We start from the raw sequence: 15,773 nt of genomic DNA, 5'->3' as shown, positions 1-15,773 counted from the left end.
ACCCGATGAAGCTTGATTCGTACTGGCTCGACACTGCGCCGCCGTTTCTGCACGGGCAGCAAGGCCCGCTCGAAGGCGGCTCCGATGTGGTGGTGATCGGCGGCGGCTTTACCGGCCTGTCTGCGGCACTCGAGTTGGCGAAGCGCGGTATTCCGGTGACGGTGCTGGAAGCCGGACGCATAGCCGGTGAAGCGTCGGGCCGCAATGGCGGCCAGTGCAACACCGGTCTCGCGCACGATTATGCGGCGCTGGCCGAGCGTATCGGTGCGGACAATGCGCGCGATTTCTATCGTGCGTATGAGAGTGCGGTGGGGACGGTGGCGTCGATCGTCAGCGAAGAGAAGATCGATTGCGATTTTTTCCGCGGCGGCAAGATCAAGCTCGCGGCCAAGCCTCAGCACTTCGACAAGCTTGCCAAAAGCTACGAATCGCTGTTGCGCAATGTCGATTCGGATGTCGAACTGATTCCTCCGGAACGGATTCGCGAGGAAGTCGGCTCCGATGGTTTTTACGGCGGCCTCGTGCAGCGCAACGGTGCGCAGATGCATATGGGCAAGTTTGGCGTGGGCCTTGCGAATGCCGCTGTCAAACACGGCGCGCGCATTTTTGAATACACACCGGTGACGGGCCTCAAGCGCCTCGAAGGCGAACGTTACGAAGTGGCCACCGAGTTCGGCAAGATCCGCGCCGGGCGTGTGCTGGTTGCTACAGGCGCTTCGCAGATCGGCCCATTGCAGTGGTTCCGGCGCCGCATTGCGCCGGTAGGCAGCTTTATCGTCGTCACCGAACCTTTGACGACCGCACAACTCGACGAGATCGTGCCGAAGCGCCGCGCTTATGTGACCACACGCAACATCGGCAACTACTTTCGCGCGACGGCCGACAACCGTTTGCTGTTCGGCGGTCGTGCCCGTTTTGCCATGTCGAATCCGCGTTCCGACGAAAAGAGCGGCCAGATCCTGCGTGCAGGTCTCGCCAACTACTTTCCGAAACTGGCCGACGTGGGCCTCGATTATTGCTGGGGCGGCCTCGTCGACATGACGGCGGACCGGTTGCCGCGCGCGGGCCAGCATGAGGGACTGTTTTACTCGATGGGCTACAGCGGCCATGGTGTGCAGATGTCGGTGCACATGGGTCGCTTGATGGCCGACGTGATGTTCGGCGCCGCCGCGAGCAACCCATGGCGCAAGCTGGAGTGGCCCGCCATTCCAGGCCATTTCGGCCATGCGTGGTTTCTGCCGCTGGTGGGCGCGTATTACCGTTTGCAGGACATTCTGCATTGAACCGATGCAGGGGCAGTACTGTTGTTTGCCGTAGCAGCGCATCTCGTTGCTACGGTTTTCACCAACCATTCCGAGGATGACCATGTTGCGTTTTACCCGTGAGCTTCGCCCCGCAGCACGCCTGCAAGCCGTTCAACGCTTCGCTCTTCAGGCTGGCGTAGCCCTTTCCATGATGTTCGGCGCAAGCCTGAGCCATGCCGATACGCCGACGCTGACCGCGGGTTCGCCGCCGTCGAGCGCACCGACCACCTTCATGGATGTGAAGACGCAGAAGATCGAAGGCCTGATGCCCGATGTGGTGGATGCGGTCGGCAAGCGCGAAGGCTTCAACGTCTCGTTCGATGCGGTGCCGTTTTCGGCGCTGATCCAGTCGGCCGTATCGGGCAAGATCGACATCATCGTGGCGGGCATGACGCCGACGCCGAAGCGCGCTGAAGTGGTCGACTTCTCGCAACCGGTTACCGCATTCGGCGAAGGCATCATCGTCAAGGATTCGAACAAGACGGATTACAAGTCGGTGCAGGACCTGAAGGGCACCGTAGTGGGCGCGCCCACCGGCACCGATTACGGCGATCAACTGGTCAAGCTCGGCATTTTCAAGGAAGTGAAGATGTACGACAGCCCCGCCGACATGACGCGCGACGTGGTGCTGGGCCGCATTATCGCCGGCTTTAGCGACTATCCGATTCTCAAGGCGCAGGAAGCGTCGGGCGGCCTGCGCGGCGCTCGCGTGGTGAACGACTACGTGCCGATGGAGAAATTCGACATCGCCATCGCCGTGAAGAAGGGCAATGGTGCACTGCTCGCCAAGATCAACGATGCTCTGACGAAGATGAAGGCCGACGGCTCGCTCAATGCGATCCTGAAGAAGTGGAATCTCGCAAGCTGAACGCGAACCCACCCCGATTCTGAAGAGCACACCGTATGCATTGGCGCGATATAACCGATTTTGTCCCGATTCTGTTCACGGGCGCCCTGATGAGCATCCTCATCACGCTGGGGTGTCTGGTATTGAGCACCGTGCTCGGACTCGTCTGGGCGTTGTTGAAAATGTCGCGCCATCCCGGTGTCGTCACGGTGGTCAGTGCGATGATCAACGTGGTGCGCGGTTTGCCGATGATCGTGCTGCTGTTTTACATCTACTTCGTGCTGCCGGACGTCGGCATTCAGATGACGGCGCTCGAAGCGAGCATCATTGGTCTGGGCTTCGGCTACTCGACCTATGTGGCGGAAATCATCCGCTCGGGCATCGAAGCCGTCGACCCTGGCCAGTTCGAAGCGGCCCAGTCGATCGGCATGGGTCGCGTGAAGACGATGTATCGCGTGATCCTGCCGCAAGCCGTGCGCGTTGCGTTGCCGCCGTATGCGAATACGCTGGTCATGATGCTGAAGGACTCGTCGCTGGCTTCGACGATCACCGTTGCCGAGATGACGCGTGAAGGTCAGTTGATCGCGGCGTCCACGTTTCAGAACGTGACTGTCTATACGCTGGTGGCGCTGGGGTACCTGGCGATGAGTCTGCCGCTGATGAGCCTGACGCGTCATCTGGAAAAGCGTTTCGGCAAGCACAAGGCGAAGTAACCGCGACACGAAGGCGACATGAAGGCTGTACGAACGCTAAACGAGGCCTCTAGCGAGGTCGCAAGCCGGGCCTCAAGCGAGGATGCCATGATCGAGATCGTTGATGTGCACAAGAGCTTCGGCGCCGTTCCGGTGCTGAAGGGCATTTCGTTGAATATCAAGCAGGGCGAAGTAGTGTGCCTGATCGGCGCATCGGGCTCCGGGAAATCGACTCTGCTGCGCTGTATTAACGCGCTCGAGTCGTACGATACCGGTGATATCAAGCTGATGGATCAGCGCGTCGAGCAACGCTCGCGTCACATCAACCGCTTGCGTACGCAAGTGGGCATGGTGTTTCAGCGCTTCAATCTGTTTCCGCATCGCACTGCGCTCGAAAATGTGATGGAAGGCCCTGTTCATGTGAAGGGCGAGCCGAAGCAGCAGGCGCATCGCGAGGCGATCGAATTGCTCGGCAAAGTGGGGCTCGGCGAGAAGCTGCATGCGTATCCGCACCAGCTCTCGGGTGGCCAGCAGCAACGTGTGGCGATTGCGCGCTCGCTTGCCATGAAGCCGAAGGCGATTCTGTTCGACGAGCCGACTTCCGCGCTCGATCCAGAACTGGTAGGCGAAGTGCTCGCGGTGATGCGTACGCTCGCGCGCGAGGGCATGACGATGCTGGTGGTCACGCATGAAATGGGCTTTGCCCGCGAAGTGGCCGACCGGGTGTGCTTTCTGCACGGTGGTCTGATCATCGAAGAAGGCAGCGCGCAGCAGGTGCTGTGCTCGCCGCGCGAGCCGCGCACGCGCGAATTCCTGCGTCACGTGCTCACGAACCGGATGGAGACGACAGACGATAGCGCTGGCGCCAATAACGATGGCCACGCGCATGGAGCGACAGCATGAACGGACGATTCATCCGGCTTGGCGAAACCGGACGCAAGAGCGTGAAGATTCGCGTGGACGGTAAAGAGGTAGAAGCGCTCGCAGGCGACACGCTGCTGGTGGCGATGCTCTGCTCTGTGGATCATGTGCGTCAATCGGAATTCGGCAATGAGGTGCGCGCGGGCTTCTGCCTGATGGGCGCCTGCCAGGACTGCTGGGTCTGGACCTCAGACGGCGAGCGGCTGCGTGCCTGCACGACCGTGGTCAGCGAAGGGCTGCATATCCTGACGACTCAAGCGGAGGAGCAATGGGCGAACCTGTGATGGGCCAACCTCGCGTGATTATCGTCGGTGCGGGGCCGGCGGGTGTGCGTTGTGCGCAGACGCTGCTGGCTGCCGGCATCCGCCCGATCGTCATTGATGAAGGCCGCCGCGACGGCGGGCAGATTTATCGACGTCAGCCGGAGAATTTTTCTCGCCCTTACGCGAAGTTGTATGGGACTGAAGCTCCCCGCGCGGAGGATTTGCACAACACGTTCCAACGTTTGCGTCCGCAACTCGATTATCGGCCGGAAACGCTCGCGTGGAATGTCGCGGAGCGCAAGCTGCATGTCGTTCGTGACGGGCACGCAAGCTCACTGCCTTATGACGCGTTGATCCTGTGCCCAGGCGCGACCGATCGTCTGATGCCGGTAAAGGGCTGGCAATTCGCGGGCACTTACAGCCTCGGTGCGTCGCAGATTGCGTTGAAGTCCCAAGCTGTTTCGATTGGCCGCAAAGTGGTGTTCATGGGCTCGGGGCCGTTGCTGTATCTGGTCGCGAGTCAGTATGTGCAAGCCGGCGCTCAAGTGGCGGCAGTGCTCGATACGTCGAAGCTCGGGCAACGTCTGCGCGCGCTGCCGAAACTGCTGGCACGGCCCGATGTATTGAAGAAGGGCGCCGCGCTCGTCTCGTCACTCAAGAAGGCGGGCGTTGTTGTAGAGAACGGCATCGAGCCACTGGAAATCGTGGGCTCTGACGCCGCCGGCGTGCAAGGCGTGAGCTATCGAAATGCAAGAGGACAGGTAGAGCAGATCGCTTGCGATGCGGTAGCGCTCGGCTATCACCTGCGCCCTGAATCGCAACTCGCAGATCTCGCGCGCTGCGCGTTCCGCTTCGACGACAAGTCGCGCCAGTGGCTGCCGCAGATCGACGAACTGGGCCGCAGCTCGGAAGCGGGCGTGTATCTCGCAGGCGACGGTGTGCGTGTGCTCGGCGCAGACGGTGCGGAACTGGCAGGCCGTCTTGCCGCCTATGCGGCATTGCAGGATCTAGGCCACGATATTGACGCCACTACGCTGGACGAACTGAAACGCCAGCAACAGAAGATGGATCGTTTCCGCCAGGGCTTGGTGGAAGCTTTTCCGTGGCCCGCTGCGCAAGCCGCGCGCCTCTCTGACGACACAGTGGTGTGCCGCTGCGAAGGCATCACCGTTGGCGAACTACGCCGTGTGATCCGGGAAGAGGGCGCGTGCGAAGCGAATCGCGCTAAAGCCTTCAGCCGGGTCGGCATGGGACGCTGCCAGGGTCGCTATTGCGGCCATGCAGCAGCGGAAATCATCGCGGATGCGGCCGCTGTGCCGGTCGAACTGGTCGGCCGCTTGCGCGGGCAAGCGCCCGTCAAGCCGCTTTCGATCGCTACCGTTGAGGAGGTCGAATGAGTCGCTCGCAAGCAGATGTGATCATTGTCGGTGGCGGCTTCATGGGCGCGGCCACCGCATTTTTCCTGCGCCAGCGCGGCCGTTCGGTGATTCTGCTCGAGCGTGGCCTCGTCGGACAGCAGGCCAGCGGCGTCAACTTCGGCAATGTGCGGCGCCAGGGGCGTTTCCTGCCGCAATTGCCGCTCGCGAATCGCTCGCGTGAGATCTGGGGCAAGTTGCCGGAACTGATCCAGCACGACGCAGAGTTTCTGATGTCGGGCCACATTCGCATCGCCTATCGCGACGAACAGGCCGACCAGTTTGAAATCTATGCAAAAGAGGCTAGCCAGTACGGCTTAAAGCTTGACCTCTTTCGCGGCGCTGAAATGAAGGCGCGCTTTCCGTTCCTCGGCCCGGAAGTGCTGTGTGCGTCGTATTCGGAGAAAGACGGTCATGCGAATCCGCGGCTCGCGGCGCCGGCATTCGGGCGTGCCGCGGCTCGTCTCGGTGCGCAGATTATCGAGAACACGGAGATCTTGACCGTCGAAAAGGAAGGCGCGGAATTTCGCGCTACCAGTACGGATGGCCGCACGTTCCATGCGCCGGTGCTGTTAGTGACTGCGGGAGCATGGGGTAGTTTGTTGAGCGAACAGTTCGGCGAGCCGGTGCCGATCGCCGTGCATGGCCCGCAAATGGCCGTGACCGAACCGACCACCTATGGAATCCGTCCGGTAGTGGGCGTGTCGTCGCCGAATATCGAGGAAGTGCTGTATTTCCGCCAGGTCAAGCGCGGCAACATCGTGATTGGCGGTTGTGCTCGGGGGCCGGCTTATCCCGACGTGCGGCGCGCTTATGTGTTGCCGCAGAACACCATGCTGCAGTTTCGTCAGATGCACCGCCTTGCGCCGGCGCTGGCGAAGCTCAATATTATCCGCGTGTGGAGCGGGATTGAAGGCTATATGCCCGATGATCGTCCGGTCATGGGCGCAAGCGGCAATGTCAGCGGCCTTTACTACGCGTTCGGTTTTTGCGGACATGGCTTTCAGCTCGGACCGGGCGTGGGCGACACGATGGCCGAACTGATCGACACCGGCGCAACCAGCACGCCGCTGGAACCGTTCGATATTCGCCGTTTTGCCACCGTGGCCACACGGGCACAGCAAGCTGCTTAGGAATCGAGATCATGCTGACCGATCACGCAAGCATGTTTGCGGACGATGTGACCGAGAAGGCACCGGCCGCATCGCTTCGTCTTGATCTGGCTACGACGCTCGCACAACCGCGTCGTGCGACGAGGCCCATAGAACGGGCGATCGAGTTCATCGAAACATCGTTCTCCCAACCTGTGACGCTCGCCACACTCGCTGCCCAGGCGGAGTTGAGCGTATCGCGCTTTGCAGCGCTATTTCGCGCGGAGATGGGGATCTCGCCGCATCGCTATGTTTGCCAGGTCAGAATCCGGCACGCGCAGCGTCTTTTGCGTGGAGGGTTGCCGCCGTCGATCGTGGCGACGGAAGTGGGCTTCTTCGATCAGAGCCACCTCGGCCGGCATTTCAAGCGTGCGGTGGGCACGACGCCTAGCGCGTACCTGGCGTCGCGTAGTTAGGGTGCTGTTGGTGCACAGCTGGCGGGTGGCTAGCTATAGCTGGCGAGTAGCTAACGCGAGGCCGCACGCGGTGGCCTCGCTGCAGGCTCAATCAAACGTAGTTACCAATCCGTTCCGCAATCGCCGCACCAATCTCATCCGTCGACGCTTCCCCGCCCATATCGCGCGTGCGCGGTCCTTGCTTCAGCACGTCCGAGATCGCCGCCACAATCGCTTCATGCGCATCGTGCTCAGCGCCCGCACCTTCGCCGAGGAAGTCGAGCATCATCGCCGCGGACCAGATCATCGCAACCGGATTGGCGATATGCTGGCCTGCAATATCCGGCGCCGAGCCGTGAACCGGTTCGAATAGCGAAGGAAAGCGCCGCTCGGGATTCAGGTTCGCGGAGGAGGCAATGCCGATCGTGCCCGTGCAGGCCGGACCGAGATCCGAGAGAATGTCGCCGAACAGGTTGGACGCAACCACTACATCGAAGCGCTGCGGCTGCAACACGAAACGTGCGCACAGGATGTCGATATGCTGCTTGTCCCACGTGATGTCGGGGTACGTGGCCGCGATTTCGGCGGCGCGCTCGTCCCACCAAGGCATGCTGATGGAAATGCCGTTGCTCTTGGTTGCTACCGTCACATGACGCCGGGCGCGGCGTTGCGCGAGATCGAAGGCGAACTTCAATACGCGGTTGGTGCCGTGACGCGTGAAGATGGACTGCTGCATCACCACTTCACGCTCGGTGCCTTCGAACATCTTGCCGCCCACTGACGAATACTCGCCCTCGGTGTTCTCGCGCACGACGAAGAAGTCGATGTCTTTCGCGTTGTGTTCGGCGAGCGGCGAGCGCACGCCTTCAAACGTGCGTGCCGGGCGCAGATTGACGTATTGGTCGAACTCGCGGCGGAACTTGAGAAGCGAGCCCCACAGCGAGATATGATCGGGCACGGTGTCGGGCCAGCCGACCGCGCCGAACAGGATGGCATCGCAGTCGGCAAGCTGGGTTTTCCAGTCGTCCGGCATCATCTGGCCGGTTTGCGCGTAGTAGTCGCAACTGGCCCACTCGATGTGCTTGTACGAGAGTTCGACGCCGAAGCGGCGGCTGACTGAGTCGAGGACGCGGAGCGCTTCCGGCATTACTTCACGGCCGATGCCGTCGCCGGGGATCACGGCGATACGATGTTGTTTGCGGGTCATGTCGAACGTCCGGATGAATAGCGTTGGGCCGTAGATGGAGGACAATGCGCGGCGCGACGGCAGGCCACGCGAGTGAATCCATTCTATTGATCCGGACGAGGCGAAACAGCCCTTTGCAGGTTAATCCACTTTCCACGAATCGTGAATAAAACGCCCAATCTCGCCGACCTTCGCGTGTTCTGTGCTGTTGCGCGGCATGCCAGTTTCAGCGCCACCGCGGAATTGCTGGGCGTGTCGCCCGCGTTCGTCAGCAAGCGTGTCGCCATGCTCGAAGCCGATCTCGGCACGCGCTTGCTACACCGCTCCACGCGGCGTGTGACGATCACCGAGGCGGGCGCGCAGGTCTTCGCCTGGGCCGAGAAGATTCTCGATGACGTGGAGCACCTGGTCGAAGATGTCTCCACGACGCAGCGCATCCCGAGCGGCACGCTGCGCATTTCCAGCAGCTTCGGCTTTGGGCGGCATGTGGTTGCGCCCGCGGTGGCGCGCTTGTCGGCGGCATATCCGCAACTGAATGTGCGGCTTGACCTGCTCGACCGGATCGTCGATGTTGCTGCGGAGGGTTTCGATCTCGACGTGCGCATCGGCGACGAGATCGCGCCGCATCTGATTGCGCGCAAGCTGGCGGCGAACCATAGGGTGTTGTGTGCGTCGCCGGAGTATCTGGAACGTCATGGCAAGCCGCGCGAACTGGCCGACCTCGTTGCGCACCGCTGTCTGGTCATCAAGGAGCGCGATCACCCGTTCGGCGTGTGGCGGCTCAGCGTCAAGGGCAAGGAGACGCAGTTGAAGGTGACTGGGCCGCTCTCGACAAATCACGGGGAGATCGCGGTGCAATGGGCCGTGGCCGGGTACGGCATCGTACTGCGTTCGATCTGGGACGTCGCGCCGTTGCTGGCGAACGGTACGCTTGTGCAGGTCTTGCCGCAGGTGTCCCAGGCCGCGAACGTATGGGCGGTGTATCCCGAACGCCGTGCGAGTTCTGCAAAAGTGCGGGCGTGCGTGGACTTTCTGGTGAAAGAGTTCAAGGGGTGGAAGGGCGGCGCGGCGCTTCACAGTGCGTCATGAAAAATCACTCCGAGCGTGTGGCGATGCCCTGAAAGCAGCCGGCTCACGCCATGCCGCATATTGACCCGGTAACTGCCGCGTGTTCCCTGCACGGGGCGATGATGCACGGCGAACACAACAGCATCGCCTTTACGTAATGGCATCACCGCAACGCGCGATTGCATACGCGGCCGCTGCTCGGTCAGCACAAACTCGCCGCCGGTGAAATCTTCTCCCGGCTCGGAGAGCAGGATAGCCAACTGCAGCGGAAACACGTGCTCGCCGTACAGATCCTGATGCAGGCAGTTGTAGTCGTCCTTCGCGTACTGAAGGATCAGCGGCGTCGGCCGTGTCTGACCGGCATCGTGGCAACGGCGGATGAATTCGGCGTGCTGCGCGGGGTAGCATGCGTCGATATGCATGAGCGTGTTCCATCGGTTCGCTACCGGCACCAGATGCGGATATACCGAGCGGCGCAGCGTACCAATCAGATCGGGCAGTGGATAGCCATAGTACTTGTATTCGCCGCGACCGAAACCGTGGCGCTCCATCACAACCCGGCTGCGATATAGCTCATCGCATGAATAAAGCGCGCTTAGTGCATCGCATGCCTGCGGCGACAGGAGGCCTTGAATCATCGCGCTGCCGTGCTGGTCGAGACTCTGCTCGACGTTCCACCAGTCAACTGCCTCGATGCGGCGCGCCGTCTCTGCGTCCGATGCATCAAGTAAAGCAATGGTCGTATCGGTGACGTTCGCGTTTTGGGGAACGTGCTTCAGAACGGTGTTCATGCGAGGCTCCAGATTCTGCTTCAATAGACCCAGTGTATGAAAATGCGCGTCGCCGGACACCCCGGGTCTTGCTTTCCAATTCGGTGGAACTCCTCTGGCGGGCAGCAGTCATGGATTTGAAAGGCCAGGTCTTAACCAAATCCAAAGACTCGCTTCAGAAATGCGAACTTCGCGAAACGTGCCATAAGGTTCATAGTAATAGTCTGTTTAGCTTATCCGGAGTGCCGCCCATGTCCGCTTCTCCCCAGAGTCTCGACGCCTGGCTCGAAAAGCAGGAGGTCGTCAAGGACACCATCACCGCCTTTCCCCTGGCGGCGTTGGCGGCAACGCTGGACCGGACCGAAGCGGGCGATGTGGTCCCGCCAATGTGGCACTGGCTGTATTTCTTGCCGGTGTCGCCGCTGGCAGAGGCGGGGCCGGACGGTCATCCGAAGCGCGGCGGCTTTCTCCCGCCCGTGCCGTTGCCGCGGCGGATGTGGGCCGGTGGGCGTCTCACGTTCCACGAGCCGCTGAAAGTGGGCGAGCGTGCCGTGCGCACCTCGACCATCGCCAACATCGAGGACAAGACGGGGCGCTCGGGCCGTCTCGTGTTCGTCACGGTGCAGCATACGGTTGAGGTTGGCGGCGAGCTGAAGATCGAAGAAGAGCACGACATCGTCTATCGGGACGCGCCGCACCCCGATGCGCCTCCGCCAAAAGCGGCGCCTGCGCCGGAGGGCGAAACGTGGCGGCGCACGATTCAAACTGACCCGGTATTGCTGTTCCGCTATTCGGCACTGACCTTCAACAGCCACCGCATTCACTACGACTATCCCTACGTGACCGGGGTTGAGGGTTATCCGGACCTGGTCGTGCACGGCCCGTTGATTGCGACGCTGCTAGTTGACCTCGTGCGCCGCGAGTTACCCGACGCCACGCTGCAAAGTTTTGCTTTCAAGGCGCTACGTCCGACCTTCGCGAACCACCCGTTCACTGTTTGCGGCAAGCCCTCTGACGACGGCAAGACCATCGATCTGTGGGCCAAAGATCACGAGGGTTATCTGACGATGCGCGCCACGGCGGCAATAGCCTGACTCGGGCCGCCGCTGTGCAGCACCGCCGAACTTCAACGCTTGCCCTCGAACACCAACTGCCATTTCCATGCAAACGACGCAATCCGATTCTTTCCAGGACATTCGCGAAGCTGTGCGCGATCTGTGCCAGCAGTTTTCCGGCGAATACTTTCGCAAGATCGACGAGGCGCGCGGCTATCCCGAAGCCTTCGTCGATGCTCTGACCAAAGCGGGCTGGCTCGCCGCGCTGATTCCGCAGGAGTACGGCGGCTCGGGACTCGGTCTGACGGAAGCGTCGGTCATCATGGAGGAAATCAACCGGGCCGGCGGCAACTCGGGCGCGTGTCACGGGCAGATGTACAACATGGGCACGCTGCTGCGGCACGGCTCAGCGGAGCAGAAACTCAGGTATCTGCCGAAGATCGCCAGCGGAGATTTGCGTCTGCAATCGATGGGGGTGACCGAACCCACCACCGGCACGGACACCACCAGGATCAAGACCACCGCCGAGCGTCGCGGCGACCGCTACGTGATCAACGGACAGAAGGTGTGGATTTCGCGTGTGCAGCATTCGGATCTCATGATCCTGCTTGCCCGCACCACGCCGCTTGCTGACGTAAAGAAGAAATCCGAGGGCATGTCGATCTTTATCGTCGATCTGCGCGAGGCGATCGGCCACGGTTTGACCGTGCAGCCGATCCTGAACATGGTCAATCACGAGACCAACGAACTGTTCTTCGACAACCTCGAAATTCCCGCGGAAAACCTGATCGGCGAAGAAGGTCAGGGCTTTAAATACATTCTCGATGGGCTGAATGCGGAACGCACGCTGATCGCAGCGGAGTGTATCGGCGACGGTTACTGGTTCGTCGACAAGGTCTCGGCTTATGTGAAAGAGCGCGTCGTCTTCGGTCGCCCGATTGGGCAGAACCAGGGGGTGCAGTTTCCTATCGCGCGCTCGTACGTCAATGTCGAGGCTGCAAGCCTGATGCGTTTCGAAGCCGCACGCCGCTTCGACGCGCATGAACCGTGCGGTGCCCAGGCGAACATGGCCAAACTGCTGGCTGCGGACGCCTCGTGGGAAGCAGCGAACGCGTGTCTGCAATTTCACGGCGGTTTTGGTTTTGCATGCGAATACGATGTAGAGCGCAAGTTTCGCGAAACGCGCCTGTATCAGGTTGCGCCGATTTCGACGAACCTGATTCTCTCGTACGTGGCCGAGCATATTCTCGGCTTGCCGCGTTCGTTCTGATGTTCTGTCTGATTGTGAAGGTGAGGTGTAGATGAGACCCCTCGACGGTATCAAGGTCGTCACACTCGAGCACGCCATCGCGGCGCCGTTTTGCACACGCCAGCTTGCCGATCTCGGCGCGCGCGTGATCAAGGTGGAGCGGCCGCGCGTAGGCGATTTCGCGCGCGGCTACGATGAACGGGTGCACGGTCTGTCTTCGCACTTCGTCTGGACCAACCGGTCGAAGGAGAGCCTCGCACTCGACCTTAAGCAACCGGAAGCCGCGAAGATTCTCGACGCACTTGTCGCCGATGCGGATGTGCTCGTGCAAAACCTCGCTCCGGGCGCAGCGGACCGGCTTGGGCTCGGCTACGAGACCTTGAGCGGGAAATATCCGAAGCTGATCGTTTGCGATATTTCCGGCTATGGCGCGGACGGTCCGTATCGCGACAAGAAGGCCTATGACCTGCTGATCCAGAGCGAATCGGGCTTTCTGTCCATTACCGGTTCACCCGGTGAGCCCGCCAAGGCCGGTTGCTCGATCGCCGATATCGCTGCAGGCATGTATGCGTATTCGAACATCCTCAGCGCGTTGTTGCTGCGCGCACGCACGGGGCGCGGTTGCCGCATCGATGTGTCGATGCTGGAGAGCATGGTCGAGTGGATGGGTTATCCGCTCTACTACGCTATTGATGGTCAAACACCCCCGCCGCTGTCTGGCGCTGCGCACGCGACCATCTATCCCTATGGACCGTTCCCCGCGGGCGACGGCAAGATTGTGATGCTTGGCCTGCAGAACGAGCGCGAATGGAAGCTGTTTTGCGAGCAGGTGCTTATGCAACCCGAGCTTGCCACCGATCCGCGCTTTGCATCGAATTCGAAACGCACGTCTGCACGTGAGGCACTGCGCTCGGTGATCGTGGAGGCATTTGCGCCGTTGACGGCGGCACAAGTGATCGAGCGCCTGGAAGCGGCCGGCATTGCCAACGCGCAGATGAATACGCTCAACGACGTATGGGTGCATCCGCAATTGGCTGCGCGCGAGCGTTGGCAAGAGGTCGGCACGCCGGCCGGCATGATCCCAGCCTTGTTGCCGCCTGGCTTGCCCACCAGCTTTGACCCGCGCATGGACCCCGTCCCGGCATTGGGCGAACACACTGACGCGATCTTGCGCGAACTCGGTTACGACAGCGCGCAGATCGACGCGCTGCGCGTGGCCGGCACCATTTGAGGCTTCCATCATGACCGATCACCCGAGCCGTACGCTGGCGACATTTGCCGCACAACTGGACTTCGATTCCATTCCCCACGCAGTGGTCGAACGCACCGTCAATCTGTACGTGGACTGGTTAGGCTCGGCGCTTGCCGGTAAAGGCGCGCGGCCGGTCGAGACCATTGCACGTTTTGCCCGCCAGGCGGGCGGCGGTCTTGCAGAGGGGCCATGTGAAGTCTTGATCGATCGCAGTCGCGCGACACCGTATTTCGCGGCAATGGTGAACGGTGCAGCCTCGCATTTCGCCGAGCAGGACGATGTGCACAACGGTTCGGTTTTTCATCCGGCCACCGTCGTGTTCCCGGTGGCGCTCGCGCTGGCGCAAGCGAACCACGCATCGGGGCGCGAATTCATCGCGGCAGCGGTGGTGGGTTATGAGGTTGGGATTCGCATAGGCGAGTTTCTCGGCCGCTCGCACTACAAGGTTTTTCATACTACCGGCACGGCTGGTACGGTCGCAGCCGCCGCTACCGCGGGCCGGCTGCTCGGTCTTACGCCCGCGCAAATGCTGGACGCCTTCGGCTCGGCAGGCACCCAGGCGAGCGGCCTGTGGGAATTCCTGCGCGATGCGGCGGATTCGAAACAACTGCATACCGCGATGGCTGCGGCCAACGGCCTGATGGCCGCCCAACTCGCCGCCGACGGCTTCAAGGGCGCGACGCACATCCTCGAAGGAGCGCAAGGGATGGCAGCGGGTATGTCGAGCGACGCGGATCCTGCGCGTCTGGTCGACCGACTGGGCAGCCGCTGGGCCACCGCCGAAACGTCGTTCAAGTATCACGCCGCTTGCAGGCACACGCATCCTGCGGCGGACGCACTGCTTTCGGTGGTTCAGCAACACGCCTTGGTACCGCAGGAGATCGCGAAGGTCACCGCTCACGTGCATCAAGGCGCAATTGATGTGCTGGGCCCCGTCGTCAATCCGCGCACCGTACACCAGGCGAAGTTCAACATGGGAACGGTGCTGGGCCTCGTCGCTTATCACGGTTATGCGGGCGTGACCGAGTTTGAACAGGGCTTTGACGACGACGCGATCGCTGCCTTCCGCGACAAGGTCGCGATGGCCTTCGACGCTGAAGTAGACGCTGCTTATCCAGCGCGCTGGATCGGCAAGGTCACCGTCGAGACGCGCGATGGCCGCACGCTGCACGGTCGTGTGGACGAGCCCAAGGGCGACCCTGGCAATACGCTGACGCGTTCCGAGCTGGCGACCAAGCTGCAGCGGCTGGCGGCGTTTTCCGGCGCAGCCTCGGAGGAAGAGGCGTCGCAGTTGCTCGAGCACGCCTGGCAAATTGCATCGCAGGCCCGCGTAGGAGCGGTGTTTGCGGAAGAGGTGCCTGCATGAGCACCGCGCTGCCGCGTTCATACCTGTTCGTACCGGGCAACCGTCCCGAGCGGTTTGAGAAGGCGCATGCGGCGGGCGCGGATGCCGTGATCCTCGACCTTGAAGATGCCGTGCAGCCGGATGAGAAATCTGCCGCGCGCGCGGCCGTTCTCGCGGCCGCAAATGCCGCGCGGCCGGCATGGGTGCGAATCAACGGCTCCGACACGCGCTGGTTCGCCGACGACGTCGCTGCGCTCGCCGGGCATCCGGGTATCGCCGGGGTGGTGTTGCCGAAGGCGGAGACGCAGGAGCAGGTGAGCGCGGTACTGGCTCATGCGCATGCGGCGCTGAGCGTGCTGCCGATCGTCGAAACGGCCCGCGGTTTTGCCAATCTGACGGTCTTGTGCGCCGCGCCGCGCGTGAGCCGCATCGTGTTCGGGACGCTCGATTTCCAGATCGATCTGGGTATCGACGGCGAGGGGGAGGAATTGCATCTGTTCCGCTCGCAGATCGTGCTGGCCTCGCGGCTGGCGGGGATTGGCGCGCCGGTAGACGGCGTATCGACCACAATCGACGATGCTGCCGTCATCGAAGCCGATGCCCGGCGTGGACGCCGCTTTGGCTTTGGCGGCAAGCTGTGCATCCATCCGAAGCAGATCGATGCGGTGCACCGTGCTTACGCGTGGAGCGACGCAGATCAGGCGTGGGCCACGCGGGTGTTGCAGGCCGTGGAGGCGAGCGAGGGGGCAGCGGTGGCCGTCGACGGCAAGATGGTCGACCTGCCTGTAATCCTGAAGGCGCGGCGGATTCTCGGTCAGGGTTGAGGCGAAAGCACCGATTGTTGCACCTCATTAACCTCA

At 61.8% G+C, this 15,773-nt stretch carries 16 protein-coding genes; 14 read left to right on the top strand and 2 right to left on the bottom strand.

Going from position 1 to position 15,773, the window contains the following annotated elements; all coding sequences use genetic code 11:
- Nucleotides 1-5 precede the first annotated feature (5 nt).
- From P3T24_RS36290 to P3T24_RS36255, 8 genes are all read left to right on the top strand, one after another.
- A complete protein-coding gene (locus P3T24_RS36290; protein WP_429408494.1) occupies nucleotides 6-1,283 on the top strand; it encodes an NAD(P)/FAD-dependent oxidoreductase in 1,278 nt (425 codons plus the stop codon).
- A gap of 82 nt (nucleotides 1,284-1,365) precedes the next feature.
- A complete protein-coding gene (locus P3T24_RS36285) occupies nucleotides 1,366-2,172 on the top strand; it encodes an ABC transporter substrate-binding protein (protein ID WP_429441593.1) in 807 nt (268 codons plus the stop codon).
- Nucleotides 2,173-2,207: 35 nt separating this feature from the next.
- Nucleotides 2,208-2,864 (top strand): amino acid ABC transporter permease, encoded by a 657-nt coding sequence (locus tag P3T24_RS36280; RefSeq protein ID WP_074266370.1) that lies wholly within the window; start codon nucleotides 2,208-2,210, stop codon nucleotides 2,862-2,864.
- 87 nt (nucleotides 2,865-2,951) lie between these two features.
- The gene (locus tag P3T24_RS36275; protein ID WP_074266369.1) at nucleotides 2,952-3,746 is read left to right on the top strand and encodes an amino acid ABC transporter ATP-binding protein; all 795 of its coding nucleotides are present in this window, start codon (nucleotides 2,952-2,954) and stop codon (nucleotides 3,744-3,746) included.
- Nucleotides 3,743-4,048: a (2Fe-2S)-binding protein gene (locus tag P3T24_RS36270; RefSeq protein ID WP_074266368.1), complete on the top strand. Its 306-nt coding sequence runs from the start codon at nucleotides 3,743-3,745 to the stop codon at nucleotides 4,046-4,048. The genes P3T24_RS36275 and P3T24_RS36270 overlap by 4 nt, the downstream gene beginning before the upstream one ends.
- Nucleotides 4,048-5,424 carry an FAD-dependent oxidoreductase gene (locus P3T24_RS36265; RefSeq protein WP_429441618.1) on the top strand — a complete coding sequence of 459 codons (1,377 nt, stop codon included), beginning with the start codon at nucleotides 4,048-4,050 and terminating at the stop codon, nucleotides 5,422-5,424. Before P3T24_RS36270 ends, P3T24_RS36265 begins: the two co-directional genes overlap by 1 nt.
- On the top strand, nucleotides 5,421-6,575 hold the full coding sequence (locus P3T24_RS36260) for an NAD(P)/FAD-dependent oxidoreductase (RefSeq protein ID WP_429441591.1): 1,155 nt from the start codon (nucleotides 5,421-5,423) through the stop codon (nucleotides 6,573-6,575). Before P3T24_RS36265 ends, P3T24_RS36260 begins: the two co-directional genes overlap by 4 nt.
- A 32-nt stretch (nucleotides 6,576-6,607) precedes the next feature.
- Entirely contained in the window at nucleotides 6,608-7,009 is a 402-nt protein-coding gene (locus P3T24_RS36255) for a helix-turn-helix domain-containing protein (protein WP_429441616.1), read from the top strand.
- 91 nt (nucleotides 7,010-7,100) lie between these two features.
- Here P3T24_RS36255 and P3T24_RS36250 read toward each other — a convergent pair whose 3' ends face one another.
- The gene (locus tag P3T24_RS36250) at nucleotides 7,101-8,195 is read right to left on the bottom strand and encodes a tartrate dehydrogenase (protein ID WP_429441589.1); all 1,095 of its coding nucleotides are present in this window, start codon (nucleotides 8,193-8,195) and stop codon (nucleotides 7,101-7,103) included.
- 141 nt (nucleotides 8,196-8,336) lie between these two features.
- On the opposite strand from P3T24_RS36250, the gene P3T24_RS36245 reads away from it, so the two are divergent.
- Nucleotides 8,337-9,263 (top strand): LysR family transcriptional regulator, encoded by a 927-nt coding sequence (locus P3T24_RS36245; RefSeq protein ID WP_429441587.1) that lies wholly within the window; start codon nucleotides 8,337-8,339, stop codon nucleotides 9,261-9,263.
- Here the strand turns inward: P3T24_RS36245 and P3T24_RS36240 are convergent.
- Nucleotides 9,248-10,033: a 2OG-Fe(II) oxygenase gene (locus P3T24_RS36240; RefSeq protein ID WP_429441585.1), complete on the bottom strand. Its 786-nt coding sequence runs from the start codon at nucleotides 10,031-10,033 to the stop codon at nucleotides 9,248-9,250. The two genes, P3T24_RS36245 and P3T24_RS36240, sit on opposite strands and share 16 nt — an antisense overlap.
- Before the next feature lie 230 nt (nucleotides 10,034-10,263).
- On the opposite strand from P3T24_RS36240, the gene P3T24_RS36235 reads away from it, so the two are divergent.
- From P3T24_RS36235 to P3T24_RS36215, 5 genes are all read left to right on the top strand, one after another.
- Nucleotides 10,264-11,106 (top strand): FAS1-like dehydratase domain-containing protein, encoded by an 843-nt coding sequence (locus tag P3T24_RS36235; protein WP_429441583.1) that lies wholly within the window; start codon nucleotides 10,264-10,266, stop codon nucleotides 11,104-11,106.
- Between the two features lie 67 nt (nucleotides 11,107-11,173).
- Nucleotides 11,174-12,337: an acyl-CoA dehydrogenase family protein gene (locus P3T24_RS36230; protein ID WP_074266363.1), complete on the top strand. Its 1,164-nt coding sequence runs from the start codon at nucleotides 11,174-11,176 to the stop codon at nucleotides 12,335-12,337.
- Between the two features lie 31 nt (nucleotides 12,338-12,368).
- Nucleotides 12,369-13,547, top strand: coding sequence for a CaiB/BaiF CoA transferase family protein (locus tag P3T24_RS36225; protein ID WP_429441581.1), 1,179 nt, complete (start codon nucleotides 12,369-12,371; stop codon nucleotides 13,545-13,547).
- A gap of 10 nt (nucleotides 13,548-13,557) precedes the next feature.
- Nucleotides 13,558-14,934: an MmgE/PrpD family protein gene (locus tag P3T24_RS36220; protein WP_429441579.1), complete on the top strand. Its 1,377-nt coding sequence runs from the start codon at nucleotides 13,558-13,560 to the stop codon at nucleotides 14,932-14,934.
- The gene (locus tag P3T24_RS36215; RefSeq protein WP_074266360.1) at nucleotides 14,931-15,737 is read left to right on the top strand and encodes an HpcH/HpaI aldolase/citrate lyase family protein; all 807 of its coding nucleotides are present in this window, start codon (nucleotides 14,931-14,933) and stop codon (nucleotides 15,735-15,737) included. Before P3T24_RS36220 ends, P3T24_RS36215 begins: the two co-directional genes overlap by 4 nt.
- The last annotated feature ends 36 nt before the right edge of the window (nucleotides 15,738-15,773 follow it).

It is taken from the genome of Paraburkholderia sp. GAS33 (assembly GCF_050436645.1).
Classification (GTDB): Bacteria; Pseudomonadota; Gammaproteobacteria; order Burkholderiales; family Burkholderiaceae; genus Paraburkholderia; species Paraburkholderia phenazinium_B.
The sequence above is the reverse complement of the archived record's forward strand: the minus strand, read 5'-3'. Positions and strand labels throughout refer to the sequence as shown.